At 68.7% G+C, this 13838-nt stretch carries 11 protein-coding genes and 1 tRNA gene; 10 read left to right on the top strand and 2 right to left on the bottom strand.

Going from position 1 to position 13838, the window contains the following annotated elements; genetic code table 11:
- Window positions 1-38: 38 nt before the first annotated feature.
- From JK358_RS02575 to JK358_RS02560, 4 genes are read left to right on the top strand one after another with little or no spacing between them, the layout of a single operon-like run.
- Window positions 39-917: a hypothetical protein gene (locus tag JK358_RS02575; RefSeq protein WP_201943032.1), complete on the top strand. Its 879-nt coding sequence runs from the start codon at window positions 39-41 to the stop codon at window positions 915-917.
- Window positions 914-1999, top strand: a complete 1086-nt coding sequence (locus tag JK358_RS02570) for a DUF4129 domain-containing protein (RefSeq protein WP_201943029.1) — start codon at window positions 914-916, stop codon at window positions 1997-1999. The genes JK358_RS02575 and JK358_RS02570 overlap by 4 nt, the downstream gene beginning before the upstream one ends.
- A complete protein-coding gene (locus JK358_RS02565; protein WP_201943026.1) occupies window positions 1975-2982 on the top strand; it encodes an AAA family ATPase in 1008 nt (335 codons plus the stop codon). Before JK358_RS02570 ends, JK358_RS02565 begins: the two co-directional genes overlap by 25 nt.
- Before the next feature lie 2 nt (window positions 2983-2984).
- Window positions 2985-4280, top strand: coding sequence for a DUF58 domain-containing protein (locus tag JK358_RS02560; RefSeq protein WP_201943023.1), 1296 nt, complete (start codon window positions 2985-2987; stop codon window positions 4278-4280).
- A 51-nt stretch (window positions 4281-4331) separates the two neighbouring features.
- Here JK358_RS02560 and JK358_RS02555 read toward each other — a convergent pair whose 3' ends face one another.
- Complete coding sequence (locus tag JK358_RS02555) at window positions 4332-5129, bottom strand: RDD family protein (RefSeq protein ID WP_201943020.1); 798 nt, start codon at window positions 5127-5129, stop codon at window positions 4332-4334.
- 138 nt (window positions 5130-5267) lie between these two features.
- Here JK358_RS02555 and JK358_RS02550 point away from each other — a divergent pair, with 138 nt between their 5' ends.
- Complete coding sequence (locus JK358_RS02550) at window positions 5268-6332, top strand: stage II sporulation protein M (protein WP_201943017.1); 1065 nt, start codon at window positions 5268-5270, stop codon at window positions 6330-6332.
- Between the two features lie 690 nt (window positions 6333-7022).
- On the opposite strand, the gene JK358_RS02545 is transcribed toward JK358_RS02550, so the two are convergent.
- Window positions 7023-7108 (bottom strand) — tRNA-Leu (locus JK358_RS02545).
- A gap of 245 nt (window positions 7109-7353) precedes the next feature.
- On the opposite strand from JK358_RS02545, the gene JK358_RS02540 reads away from it, so the two are divergent.
- The 5 genes from JK358_RS02540 to JK358_RS02520 all read left to right on the top strand — a co-directional run bounded on the left by JK358_RS02540 (window position 7354) and on the right by JK358_RS02520 (window position 13835).
- Window positions 7354-8751: an FHA domain-containing protein gene (locus tag JK358_RS02540; RefSeq protein ID WP_201943013.1), complete on the top strand. Its 1398-nt coding sequence runs from the start codon at window positions 7354-7356 to the stop codon at window positions 8749-8751.
- A 194-nt stretch (window positions 8752-8945) separates the two neighbouring features.
- Window positions 8946-9413 (top strand): FHA domain-containing protein FhaB/FipA, encoded by a 468-nt coding sequence (locus JK358_RS02535; protein WP_181582282.1) that lies wholly within the window; start codon window positions 8946-8948, stop codon window positions 9411-9413.
- A complete protein-coding gene (locus JK358_RS02530; protein ID WP_201943009.1) occupies window positions 9410-10894 on the top strand; it encodes a protein phosphatase 2C domain-containing protein in 1485 nt (494 codons plus the stop codon). The genes JK358_RS02535 and JK358_RS02530 overlap by 4 nt, the downstream gene beginning before the upstream one ends.
- On the top strand, window positions 10894-12363 hold the full coding sequence (locus JK358_RS02525) for an FtsW/RodA/SpoVE family cell cycle protein (RefSeq protein WP_201943006.1): 1470 nt from the start codon (window positions 10894-10896) through the stop codon (window positions 12361-12363). The genes JK358_RS02530 and JK358_RS02525 overlap by 1 nt, the downstream gene beginning before the upstream one ends.
- On the top strand, window positions 12360-13835 hold the full coding sequence (locus tag JK358_RS02520) for a peptidoglycan D,D-transpeptidase FtsI family protein (RefSeq protein ID WP_201943003.1): 1476 nt from the start codon (window positions 12360-12362) through the stop codon (window positions 13833-13835). Before JK358_RS02525 ends, JK358_RS02520 begins: the two co-directional genes overlap by 4 nt.
- Window positions 13836-13838 lie beyond the last annotated feature (3 nt).

The raw sequence follows: 13838 nt of genomic DNA, 5'->3' as shown, positions 1-13838 counted from the left end.
CAGCGACGGAAGGCTGAACTGCGATTACACTCGGCCACGTGTTGCCAGCCGCCGCCGACAATGTCGGCAAGGCGACCGGTGCGGTGGGGGAGACACTGCTTTCCGAACCGTCGCCGGTGCCGATCCGTCCGATGCAGTTCCGGGAACTGCTCGATCTGCCGTTCGCGCTGATCCAGCCACGGGTCAAGACCTTCGGCGCGGTATTCGGGGTCGGCGTGCTGGTCGCCTCGGCGATCGCCGTGGGGATCACCGTCGTGGGTTCGCTGGCCACCGGAGACGACAAGGACGGCACCCGCTGGTCGGCCGTCATCGGCACCCTCGTCTGCGCCTGGCTGCTGCGACTGCTCGTGCGCGGCGTGACCGTGTCCATGGGCTTGGCCGCCGTGCGGCAGCAGGCCGTGACCTGGCGATGGGCGCTGCGGCAGATGTCCTCGGAAGCCGCTCCCCTGCTGGGGTATTCGGCCATGTTCACCCTCATCGGCATCGGGGTGCTGGCGCTGGGGACGCCGCTGATCATCACACTGCCGCTCGCCGCGATCTGGCTGGCCTGGCTGCGGGCGCGACGGTTCACCACCGTGCCGATCATCTTCGACGAATCCGCCACCTATCGGACCGCGACCGCACGCGCGAAAATGCTCGTGCAGGGCACGGAATGGCAGATCGTCGGGGTCTGGCTGTATCTGCGCGGGCTGATGCTGGTGCTCATGGTTCCGCTGCTCGCCGTCCCCGGATTCCTCAGCGGCATCACCGGAACCCGGCGATGGACCGTCACGGTACTGCTCATCTCGGTATCGCTGCTCATGATCGCGTTCGCGGAAATGGTGGAATCCTCCGCGCAGGTCGTCGCCTACGTGGACCGCCGGTGCCGCCGTGAGGCCTGGGATATCCGCGTGCCCCCGGCCGGAGGACAGCGATGACACAGCCACCCGCACCACCGCGGGAAAACCCGGCCACCGGCCCGGGCGGCCACGGAACCGTGCCGCCCACACCGGATCTCGGCCCCGCCGCCACCCACCGCGCCGCCGCCGAATTCGCCGCGCAACGGCACGACTTCGCGACCGCGCTGCGCGAGCGATACCGCGCCGTCACCCGCGGACTCGAACAGCACGGCGTCCTCGAGGAACAGCGCGGCCGCACCGCCCGCGAAACCGCGCGGGCCGCCACCACCGCGCTACCGGCCGACGCCGGTGAACTGCCCTCGGCGGCACACAGTTTCGACGAAATCGTCTACGGCGGACGAACCGCCACCGAGGACGAATACCGCCGACTCGAGCAGGCCGACCGTTTCTCGGTCGCGCCCGCCCCCAAGGACGCCCCCACCGAGATCGCCGAAAAACGCCGCAAGACACGGCAACCCAGAAAGAAGCGGGAAAAGCGCGAGCGCGGACCCGTGGAAATGCCCGCCTTCCTGAGCGATTGGCGATTCTGGGCGGCCGTCGGCGGCGCCATCGGCGTCATCCTCGTCGTGTGGCTGCTCATCAAACTCGGCACGCCCACCGTGCCCGACCCGCCCGATAAGCCCGACCTGCCCGACAGCCCGCCCGACGCTCCCGACATCGACGAACCCGACTACGGCGCGGGCGACGACTCCATCTTCGCCAACGGCGGCTGGGCCGTCTTCGGCGGATTGCAAGCCTTCATCGCGTGGCTGATCATCCTCGGCTGGCGCGGTCGCCGGCGCGGCACGGTCGTCGCCGAACCCCATCCGGTCGAGGCCCCCGCCAACGAACTGCTCGACGGACAGGCCGGGCTCTACCGCAAATCCCGCGACTACGACCACATCGCGGCCAAACTGCGGGCGGCGACCCTGCGACGGCTGCGGCCCGTCCTCAACGTCACCGCCGACACCACACCCGACGTGGTGACCCTCGCGGTCAGCACCCGCACCGGAGCCGATCCGGCGCAGGTGCACGCCGCCCTCTACGACCCGGTCGCCGACCGGGTCACCCTGGAAATCGTGGCCGCACAACTCGAATGGATCGAATCGGAGGTCTTGTGACCACAGTGGACACCAACCACGACGCCCCGACCGCCGAACAGGCCCAGCAGGCGCTGCTCGCGCTGCGCGCCGAAATCGGCAAAGCGGTCGTCGGCAACGATCAGGCGGTCCTGTACCTGGTACTCGGACTGCTCTGCCGCGGCCACGTCCTGCTCGAAGGCGTTCCCGGCGTGGCCAAGACACTGCTGGTCCGGGCGCTGGCCACCGCCCTGGCCCTGGAGCACAGCCGCATCCAGTTCACACCGGACCTGATGCCCGGCGACGTCACCGGCTCGCAGATCTACGACCCGCACTCGGCGGAGTTCACCTTCCGGCGCGGACCGGTGTTCACCAATCTGCTGCTCGCCGACGAAATCAACCGCACCCCACCGAAAACCCAGTCCGCGCTGCTGGAATCCATGGAGGAGCGGCAGGTTTCGGTGGACGGCGTACCGCAGCCGCTGCCCGACCCGTTCATCGTCATCGCCACCCAGAACCCCATCGAGCAGGAGGGCACCTACCCGCTGCCGGAGGCGCAGCTGGACCGGTTCCTGTTCAAGGTCGACGTCCAATTGCCCGGGCGGGACGACGAATTCCGGATTCTGCAGCGGCATGCCGCCGGATTCGATCCGCGCGACCTGACCGCGGCGGGGCTGCGGCCGGTGGCCGGACCCGCGCACATCGCGGCCGCCCGGCAGGCCATCACGCAGGTGGCCATCAGCCCGGAGGTGCTGGCGTACACGGTGGACCTGTGCCGCGCCACCCGGACCTCCCCCGCCGTCGCGCACGGCGCGTCCACGCGCGGCGCGACCGCGCTCATGGCGGCGTCGCGGGCCTTCGCCTGGCTGAACGGGCGTGGCTACGTCACCCCCGACGATGTGAAAGCCGTTGCGGTGGCAGTACTCCGGCACCGCCTGCACCTGCGGCCCGAACACGAGGTGGAGGGCGTCACCGCCGAGGGCGTGCTGACCTCGTTGCTGATGTCCGTCCCCGTCCCGGTGTAGCCGTGGTCGTCACCGGCCGGCTGGCCGTTCTGGCGGGGCTCGCGGCGCTGTTCGTCGCCCTGGTCATGCCGTCGTGGGCGGGCGTGGGCCTCGCGAGCGGAGTCCTGCTGGCGCTGGTCGCGGCGGATCTGCTCGCCCTGGGTTCGCTTGCGGCGGTGGAGCTCTCGCGGGAGCCGCTCACCACCGTCCGCACCGGACGCAGCGCCGAGGTGGAATTGACGGTGCTCAACGCGGGCGCGCGCACGCTGCGCGCCACGCTGTGGGACGACTGGCCGCCCAGCGCGCACGCCCGGCATCGCACGCACACGCTGAATCTGCCCGCCAACACCAAGATTCGCCTGCATACCGAACTCACTCCGGCCTACCGCGGCGACCGCGCCGCCGGACCGGTGACCATCCGGGTGACCGGACCGCTCGGCCTGGCCGGACGCCAGGTGCGGCGCGCCGTGCCGGGACGCCTGCGCGCACTGCCGCCGTTCCGCAGTGAACGCCTGCTGGCCTCGAAGGTGAAGCAGCTGCAGCACCTGGAAGGCCGCAACACCACCACGATTCGCGGCCAGGGCACCGAATTCGATTCCTTCCGTGAATATGTGGCGGGCGACGACGTGCGCACCATCGACTGGCGGGCCACCGCCCGCGCCAGTGACGTCCTGGTGCGCACCTGGCGGCCGGAACGCAACCGGCACGTGGTCATGCTGCTCGACACCGGCCGGGTGAGCGCGGGCCGCGTCGGCGACGGCACCCGCCTGGACGCCACCATCGAGGCGGCCCTGCTGCTGGGCGGCCTCGCCGCGGCGGGCGGCGATTCGGTGGACCTGCTCGCCTACGACCGCCAGGTCCGCACCGAGGTGCGCGGCATCGGCGGAAAACGCCTGCAGCTCAAGCTCATGCACGCACTGGCGGGCGTCTCCCCCGCTCTGGTGGACACCGACTACCAGGGCCTGATGCGGGCCACCCTGCAGCGCGCCCGCCGCCGCAGCCTGGTCGTCTGGTTCACGCACATGGACGCGGCCACTGTGCAGGAGGGCCTGCTGCCCGTGCTCCCGGTGCTGACCGAACGCCACCGCGTGCTGGTCGTCTCGGTCACCGATCCCGAGGTGGCCGCCGCGGTCACCCGCCGCTCCGGCCTCGAGGACCTCTACCACGCGGCCGCCGCCGAGAACGTGATCGCCGAACACGCGGTGGCCCGGGAGATCCTGCGCCGCAGGGGTGTTCGCGTGATCACTGCCGCGCCCGATCAACTCCCCGGCGCGCTCGCCGACGAGTATCTCGAGCTCAAGCGCACGGGCGCACTGTAATTCGCGTCGCCGATTCCACAATCGGCCGCGTCGTCTACCGGGCTCCGCGAGTTACCGGGCCAGGGCCTGTGGGCGGATGTTCGGCAGCCCCGGCTGCGGCTGGGGTAGCGGCGGGAGCGCGCGGCGCTGTCGTTCGGCCAGGACCGCACCGAGGATGTGGTACGGCGGGTAACCAGTGGGCGGGGTGATGGCGAGGCGGGCGCTGACGGCGGCGAGCAGTTCGCGGCCGAGTTGATCCTGCACCGACGGGGTGAGGGTGCGCAGGCGAATCAGATAGCGGCGCACCGCGAGCGCGAGATCGTCGGGCAGGCCGGACAGATCCAGTTGCCGCGACCAGTCCATGAGCCACGGCGGCGGCACCGCGAAGGAGGGCCACGGCAGGCGGCTACGGTCGTGGACGACGACGGTGCCGGCCAGTACGTCGCCGACGCGGCGGCCGTTGGGTGAGCACAGCGAGGTCACCACGGCGATGAAGCCGGTGCCCATGGACCAGAAGTCCACGATGCCGGACAGCCCGCGCGTGACGGCGTGCCGGAAGTCGATGGGCCCGCCGTCGGCCCGCACCACGCGCAGGCCGAACATCATCTTGCCGATGGACCGCCCGCCCGTGAGCGTCTCCATCGCGACCGGATATCCGATGAACGTGATCACCAGCAGCGCCACGAATACGGCTTCCGCCCAGGCGATATCGGCGTCGGCCTCTTCGAGCGCCACGAACGTGAGGAAGGCGAGCGTCAGCCCGAGGATGATCTGCATGATCAGGTCGACCAGGAACGCCGCCGCGCGGGTGGGTATTCGCGCGATGGGGAGTTCGACGGCGACAGCCTCGCCCGTGGTGAACAGAGCCATGGTCCCCCCGATTCTTCCCAGCTCCGGCGGCACTGGCAACCGCTGCGCCGGTTCTCGCACCCCCGGTATCCGTCGGTCCGGACGGAAGTCGGTGCCGGTGGCTAGCATTCACAGTAGTCGCACGATGGGGAGGGCTTGATGGATCTCGACGCGTACACCTTCCTGCACAAACGGGCCTGGGATCGGCTGGAGCAGCTGGCGAGCCCGGGTAAGCGCCTGACGGGCGCGGAGGCCGACGAGCTGGTGCGGCTGTACCGGCTCACCTCGCAGCAGCTGGCGCGCCTGCAGAGCCGCAACGCCGATCCGGAGACCATCGCGGGCCTGTCGGCGGTGCTCACCCGGGCGCGGGGCAAGGTGCTGGGTGCGCAGGTCGACAATATCGGCGAGATCGGCCGCTTCTTCTCGCACCGCTTCCCGGCCGCCGTGTACCGGGCCTGGCCGTGGTGGGTGTCGGTGGCGGCCCTGTTCCTGCTGGTGTCGACGGCGCTGGCGACCTGGGTGGCCGAATCGGAGGACGCGCGCCGCAAGCTGGGCCTGGACACCGATACCGAGGCGCTCACCAAGCCGGGCGGCGCGTTCGAGACCTACTACTTCGAGCATCCGAACGACGCGTTCGCCGCCCAGGTGTGGACCAACAATGCCCGTGTCGCGGCCATCGCCCTGTTCACCGGCGTCCTGATCCTGCCCGCCGTGTGGGTGATGGTGATGAACGCGCTGAATCTGGGTGTGAGTGCGGGCCTGATGGCCGATGCCGACCGTCTGGACTCGTTCTTCGGCTTCATCCTGCCGCACGGAATGATCGAGCTCACCGCGATTTTCATCGCCGGTGGCGCGGGTATCAAGCTGGGCTGGACGCTGATCGATCCGGGCCGCGAATCCCGTCCGCAGGCCCTGGCCCGGCAGGGCCGGGCGACCGCGGTGGTCGCGATCGGCCTGGCGCTGACCCTGCTGGTGGCCGGTCTGCTGGAGGGTTTCGTCACGCCGAGCGGGATGCCCACCCCCGTGCGCATCGGTATCGGCGCGCTCGTCGAACTGGGTTTCCTGGCCTATGTTTTCGTGCGTGGCCGCCGGGTGGCGCTGGACGAAGACGCACAGGCGGCGTTGGCGGCCGGTGAGCACATGCCGGGCTATTCGGTGGGAAGTGACCTGGAACCTGTTGCGGGAGCGGCGGCTTCGAAGGCGCCGGCAACGGCCGGGATTTGATTTCCACTGGCCGCAGCGAGTCCTGCTCAGCTGCGGCCAGCGTTGCCGATGACTCTACACAATCGTTATGGCTACGCAACCTCCGACTTGCCCCGCGGGCGTATAAGTCGACCAGGCGAAATGTCCGTTCCCAGAAGGCAACCCGCCAAGATCGCTATTTTCCAGCTTCCCCTTTGCGGGCGGTCTGCGGAGGCGGTCGAAACCTTCCACGTGGTACCGATTTCGACCCCGTTTCGACCCCTCGCGCGCGATGCTCCGCCGGCCCGGTCGAGAGGTTTGCCGAAAACTCGCGCGACCACCGGGAATCGACGGTTCAACCCCCGTTAACCTGGTGTTTCGCCCCTGGTCGCAGCCATAGCCCGGCGGTCGCCCATTCTGAAACAAACTCGAAGTTTGTTTACCTTAGTTTTGACTAAACGGACATCAGGCATAACTCGATGAAAATCGGGCGCATACCCGATGCGATACCTTCCGGCAATCGAATTTCAAGCCCGGAAGACCACTTCCGGGACACCCGGCAACGCCCCGGCCGAAGGGTTCGCCACCCCCGGTGCGATCTTCGTCACAATGCGCCGCGACCTGCGTTTCCATCGGCGCGGCGGTGTCCCGCTGAGTGGACCGGACACGCTGCCCCGCAACGACTTCGGGAAAACGACGAAGGCCCCATCCGATTGGATGGGGCCTTCGTCTTGGTGGGCGAGGGGGGACTTGAACCCCCACGTCCTTACGGACACTGGCACCTGAAGCCAGCGCGTCTGCCATTCCGCCACTCGCCCTGAGCGACGTGAAAGAACGTATCACGGGGTATGCGCCAAAAAGAAATCGCCTGGTTATCGAGGGTGGGCGCAGGTCGGCGCGGTCGAGCACACCTCGGGAACCCAGGCTCGTCGTCAAGAGTTACAGGTGTGGACGTTCGTGGATATCATGCAATCACCGTGTCCCTACGCAGACACGCCCTGACGCGTGCCGCTGTTCCGGAACGCGCCACGGCGTCAACACCACGACACGAGAGGAGGGGCGAATGGGGATCGTTTCTCGATTCGAACGCCGGCTCCAAGGTGCTGTCGGTGATGTTTTCGCCCGCGTCTTCGGCGGCAGCGTCGTCCCCCAGGAGGTCGAGGCCGCGCTGCAGCGCGAGGCCACCGACAATCTCCAGGAGTTGGACGGCGGCCATCTGCTGGCTCCCAACAGCTATGTCATCACCATCAACGAGTCGGATCTCGGCCAGCTCGTGCAGGGTGAGGGACAGGCGGACCACGACCTCATGGTGCGAGCTTTCGCCAAACACTTACAGGACTACATCCGCGAGCAAGGATGGCAGACCTACGGCGAAGTGCACGTCGAATTCGAGGCATCCCCTACGCTGCACACCGGACAGTTCAGGACGGCCGGCCGGGTGGACCCGGACGCCGGAACCTCCGGTGCTGCCCGACGGGCGGGTCCCGCGCCGGGACCTGAACGCCCACAACGACCCAACCCGCAACCAGGAGCTGGCCCCATGACGCAGAACTCAGGCTACGACCCAAGCCGTGAGCCCGCGGAGTCCGATCCGCGGAACCGCGGGTACGCGCCCCCGCCTGCCGGACGTGGTCAGCAGGGCTACGACCAGGGGTACGGCCAGGGTGGTGGTGGCCAGTACCCCGATCAGGGCGGCTACGGCCAGTCCGAGCAGGGCTACGGCGACTATCAGAACGGCTACGACTACCAGCAGCAGGGCGGTGGCGCCGGGTACGGGCAGCAGCCGGGCTACGACCAGGGGTACGGCCAGCAGGGCGGCTACTCCGATCAGGCGTACGGCCAGCAGCCGGGCTACGACCAGGCGTACGGCCAGCAGGGCGGCTACTCCGATCAGGCCTACGCCGACCAGGGCTACGGTCAGCAGCAGGGTTACGACCAGGGCTACGGCCAGCAGGGCGGCGGCTACGGCCAGCAGCCCGGCTACGACCAGGGCTACGGCCAGCAGGGCGGCGCGTACGGCCAGCAGGGGTACGGCCAGCAGCAGGGTTACGACCAGGGCTATGGCCAGCAGCCGGGCTACGACCAGGGCTACGGCGATCAGGCCGGCTACGGCGACGATCAGCAGGGCTACGGGCAGCAGGGCGGCTACGGCCAGCCCGCGCGCGGCGCCTCGAGCTATTCGGCGACGCTGCAGCTGGACGACGGCTCGGGCCGCACCTACCAGTTGCGTGAGGGTTCCAACATCATCGGCCGCGGCCAGGACGCACACTTCCGGCTGCCCGACACCGGGGTCTCGCGGCGGCACATCGAGGTGCGCTGGGACGGCCAGACGGCCATGCTGTCGGACCTCGGTTCGACCAATGGAACGCTGGTCAACGGCTCGCCCGTACAGGACTGGCAGCTCGCCGACGGGGATGTCATCCGCGCCGGGCATTCCGAGATCCTGATCCGCATCGTCTGATCCCGTAAGCTCGCGTTGCAGGTCACGATATGGCACGGATTTTCCCGGTCGTATCGTGATCGCAACCGGTCTACGGCCCTATGATGCTGCCAACAAATTCGGCGGCAGCCGGGGTCGCGCTGACCAACAGCACTCACCGGTTGGGGGTCGACGATCCGTACCTACGACACGGTCGAAACAGGAGGTGGAGCACCGTGCAGGGATTGATCCTGCAATTGACGCGCGCGGGGTTCCTGCTGCTGTTGTGGCTTTTCGTGTGGGCCGTGCTCCGGACCTTGCGCAGCGATATCTACGCGGCATCCGGCCTCCGGGTCGCGCCGCGGGCCGCAGGCGGTTCCGCGGTGCTCCCATCATTTCGCCGGGGCCAGAAGGGCGCCAAATATCTCGTGGTGACTCAGGGTTCACTCGCCGGCACCCGCATCTCACTCGGCTCGCAGCCGGTGCTGATCGGGCGCGCGGACGATTCCACGCTGGTCCTCACCGACGACTACGCCTCCACCCGGCATGCGCGCCTGTCGCAGCGGGGTGAGGACTGGTACGTCGAGGATCTCGGGTCCACGAACGGGACCTACCTCGACCGATCGAAGGTCACCACGCCGGTGCGGGTTCCGCTCGGCACCCCTGTCCGTGTCGGCAAGACAGTGATCGAGCTGCGATCGTGACACTTGTTCTCCGCTACGCAGCGCGCAGCGACCGCGGTCTCGTACGAGCCAACAACGAGGATTCCGTCTACGCGGGTGCGCGCTTGCTCGCGCTCGCGGACGGCATGGGCGGCCACGCCGCCGGTGAAGTCGCCTCCCAGTTGATGATCGCCGCGCTGGCGCATCTCGACGACGACGAGCCCGGTCCCGACCTGCTCGGCAAACTGGATCGCGCGGTGCGCGAAGGCAATGCCTCCATCGCCGATCAGGTCGAGGAGGAACCCGAACTCGACGGCATGGGCACCACGCTCACCGCCATCCTGTTCGCGGGTTCCAAACTCGGCCTGGCGCATATCGGCGACTCCCGCGCCTACATGCTGCGCGGGGGTGAGCTGACCCAGATCACCCGGGACGACACCTTCGTGCAGTCGCTGGTGGACGAGGGCCGGATCACGCCGGAGCAGGCGCACACCCATCCGCAGCGGTCGCTGATCATGCGGGCGCTCACCGGCAACGAGATCGAGCCCACCCTGGTGGTGCGCGAGGCTCGGGCCGGGGATCGCTACCTACTGTGCTCGGACGGTCTGTCCGATGTGGTGAGTGACGAGACCATCGCCAACACCATGCGCGAGGGCACCACCGACGAGTCGGCGGACCGGCTCATCGAATTGGCTTTGCGCAGTGGCGGTCCCGACAACGTGACGGTCGTCGTCGCGGATGTGATCGATCTGGACTACGGCCAGTCGCATCCCATCGTGGCGGGTGCGGCGTCGGGTCAGGACGAGGACACTCCCGCGCCGAACACGGCCGCCGGACGCGCCGCCGCGCTGCGGCCGCCGCGGGCGACTCCGCGCAGAGCGGTGTCCGCGCCGGAGCCGGAACCGCCGAAGAAGGGTCACAAATTCCGCTGGATCGCGCTGTCCATGGCGCTGGTGATAGCGGTCGGCGCGGGACTCGCCATCGGCTACAACATGGTTCGCAGCAACTACTACGTGGGAGCCGAGAACGGGCGGGTGGTGATCCTGCGGGGTCTGCCCGGATCGGTGCTCGGCTTCACGATCCGGGATGTCGATCAGATTGCCTGCGCCACGCGCAGCGGTGAGATCCAATTGGCCGATCCCGGTGCGGCTTTCCCGCCCGGATGCCGGGAGCTGACCCTCCCCGATCTCAAGTCGACCGTCCAGGATTCCGTGCAGAAGGGACTCCCCGGCGTCAACCGGGACGAGGCCGTCAAGCAGATGCAGAACCTCTCCGGAGACAAGGGCCTGCTGCCGCCGTGCGAGAAGCCGGTCTCCCCGCCGGTCACCACACCGCCGCCCGGCGACCCCACCCAGTCCGGCGCCGCCACCACCACTCCGGCGCCGCCGACCACCACCGGGGTACCGCCCACCAGCGGCGAGAACAACACCCTCGAACCACGCCAGCCCGAGCCGACCACGACCGCACCGGTCACCACCACCACGGCTCCCAAGGCTGAGCCGAGCTGCAGGGTCGCGGACTGATGTCCGCTCCGGCCCCACCGTCCGCTGGGTCCTTTCCCAGTCCGCCGGGCGGATTCGCGCCCGCGCCGCCGCCGACCACGCGGCGGAACGTGGAACTCATGCTGCTGGCGCTGGCGGCCGTCATCACCACGGTGTCGCTGATCCTGGTGGAGGCCTCCCAGGAACAGTCGATCACCCTCGACATCGCCAAACTCGGCCTGTCCTACCTGGCCCTGTTCGGCGTCGCGCACCTCGCGGTGCGCCGGTTCGCGCCCTTCGCCGACCCCTTGCTACTACCGATCGTGGCCCTGCTCAACGGACTCGGCCTGGTGCTCATCCACCGCCTCGATCTAGCCGAGGCACAGGACGCCGAATTCGCCTCCAAGGCCATCCCCTCCCCCGACGCCAACCAGCAGGTGCTGTGGACGGGGCTGGGGATGGTGGTGTTCATGGGCCTGTTGATCGTGCTGCGCGACTACCGCACCCTGGCCCGCTACGCCTACACCCTCGGCCTGGTCGGCCTGGTCGCGCTCGCCATCCCCGCGCTGCTGCCGTCCCGCTTCTCCGAGGTGAACGGCGCGAAGATCTGGATCCGGTTGCCCGGCTTCAGCGTTCAGCCCGGTGAGTTCGCGAAGATCCTGCTGATCATATTTTTCGCGGGCGTACTCGTCGCCAAGCGCGACCTGTTCATGGCCGCGGGCAAGCACGTCTTCGGCATGGACCTGCCGCGCGCCCGCGACCTCGGGCCCATCCTGGTGGTCTGGGTGGTCTGCCTGGGCGTGCTCGTGCTGGAGAAGGACCTCGGCACCTCGCTGCTCATCTTCGCGACCGTGCTGGTGATGCTCTACATCGCCACCGAGCGGGTGGGCTGGCTGGTCATCGGCGGCGGCCTGCTGGCCATCGGATTCGTGATCGCCTACAACGCTTTCGGGCATGTGCGGGTGCGCGTGAACACCTGGCTGCACCCCTTCGAGGACTACTCGAACACCGGCTACCAGATCTCGCAGTCGCTGTTCGGGCTCGCCACCGGCGGCCTGGCCGGCACCGGGCTCGGCAGTGGCCGGCCCACCGAGGTGCCGTTCGCCAAGACCGACTTCATCATCACCACCATCGGCGAGGAACTGGGCCTCATCGGCCTGGCCGCGGTGCTGATGCTGTTCTGCATCTTCGTGATCCGCGGTCTGCGCACCGCGCTGGCCGTGCGCGACAGCTTCGGCAAGCTGCTCGCGGCGGGCCTGGCGTTCACCATCGCGATCCAGGTGTTCGTGGTGGTCGGCGGTGTCACCAAACTGATTCCGCTGACCGGTCTGACCACGCCGTTCGTCTCCTACGGCGGTTCCTCGCTGCTGGCCAACTACGCGCTGCTGGCGCTGCTGATCAAGGTGTCCGACGCGGCCCGCGCGCCCGCCCCGGTGCGCAAGCGGGCCCCCGAACCGATCGCTGACGCGCCCACCGAGCTCGTGCGGCGGCCGAAGGGGGGTGCCGCGTGAACACACCCCTGCGCCGGGTCGCGCTCGCGGTCATGGTGATGATCGTGGCGCTGCTCGCCAATGCCACCTACGTGCAGGTCTGGAAGGCCGACAGCCTGCGCACCGACACCCGCAACCGCCGCGTGCTGCTCGACGAGTACGCCCGGCAGCGCGGCCAGATCTCGGCGGGCGGAACGGTTCTCGCGAGCTCCATCGCCACCGACGACCGGTACAAGTACCTGCGCATCTACCCGACCGACCCGCAGGCGTACGCGCCCGTGACCGGTTTCTACACGCTGACCAACGGCAGCGGCGGCATCGAGAACGCGGAGGACTCGGTGCTCAACGGCTCCGACAATCAGCTGTTCGGCCGCCGGCTGGTGGACATGATCTCGGGCCGGGATCCGCGCGGCGGCAATGTGATCACCACGCTGAACCCGGCCATGCAGAAGGTCGCCTACGACCAGCTGACCGCGAAGGGGTACACCGGTTCGGTGGTGGCCATCGAACCGAGCACCGGGCGCATCCTCACCATGGTGTCGACGCCGTCCTACGATCCGAACCAGCTGTCGGTGCACGACGGCGCGCAGGCGGCCGAGGCGCGCAAGGCGCTGGATCAGGATCCGGATCAGCCGATGCTGAATCGCGCTGTGTCGCAGACCTATCCGCCGGGGTCCACGTTCAAGGTGGTGACCACGGCGGCCGCGCTGGCCAACGGGATCGCCAAACCGGACGATCAGTTCACCGCGGCCTCGCGAATCACGTTGCCGGACACCACGACCACACTCGAGAACTACAACGGCAACCACTGCGGACCGGGCGACGGTTCCACGGTGTCGCTCACCGAGGCCTTCAAGTACTCGTGTAACACGGCCTTCGTGGAGCTCGGTATCAAGGTGGGGGCCGCCAAACTCAAGGACGAGGCGGCGGCGTTCGGTATCGGCGAGCATCCCAGCATCCCGATCCCGTGGGCGGACAGCTCGGTCGGCACCATCGCGGACGGGGCGGCGCTGGGCCAGTCCAGCATCGGGCAGCGGGATGTCGCGCTCACACCGCTCGACAACGCGGTCATCGCGGCGACCATCGCCAACGGGGGCGTGCGGATGCAACCGCATCTGGTGGATCAGCTGCAGGCCCCCGACCTGACCACCCTCAAGAACATCAACGCGATGTCGGTCGGCCAGGCGGTGTCCGCTCAGGTGGCCTCCCAGGTGACCGCCATGATGATCGAATCGGAGAAGAACACGCAGGGCGGTTCGCAGAACCGCGGCTACACGATCGCCTCCAAGACCGGAACCGCCGAACACGGCAGCGATCCTCGCAACACCCCGCCGCACGCCTGGTACATCGCCTTCGCGCCGGCGCAGAACCCGAAGATCGCGATCGCGGTGATCGTCGAGAACGGCGGCGACCGGGCACTGGCCGCGACCGGCGGATCGGTGGCGGCACCGGTCGCCCGCGCGGTGCTCGACGCCGGATTGCAGGGGGGCTGAACG

Origin of the sequence: Nocardia acididurans, from assembly GCF_016741815.1 — a bacterium.
Taxonomy (GTDB): domain Bacteria; phylum Actinomycetota; class Actinomycetes; order Mycobacteriales; family Mycobacteriaceae; genus Nocardia; species Nocardia acididurans.
This window is presented reverse-complemented; position numbering and strand designations above follow the sequence as displayed.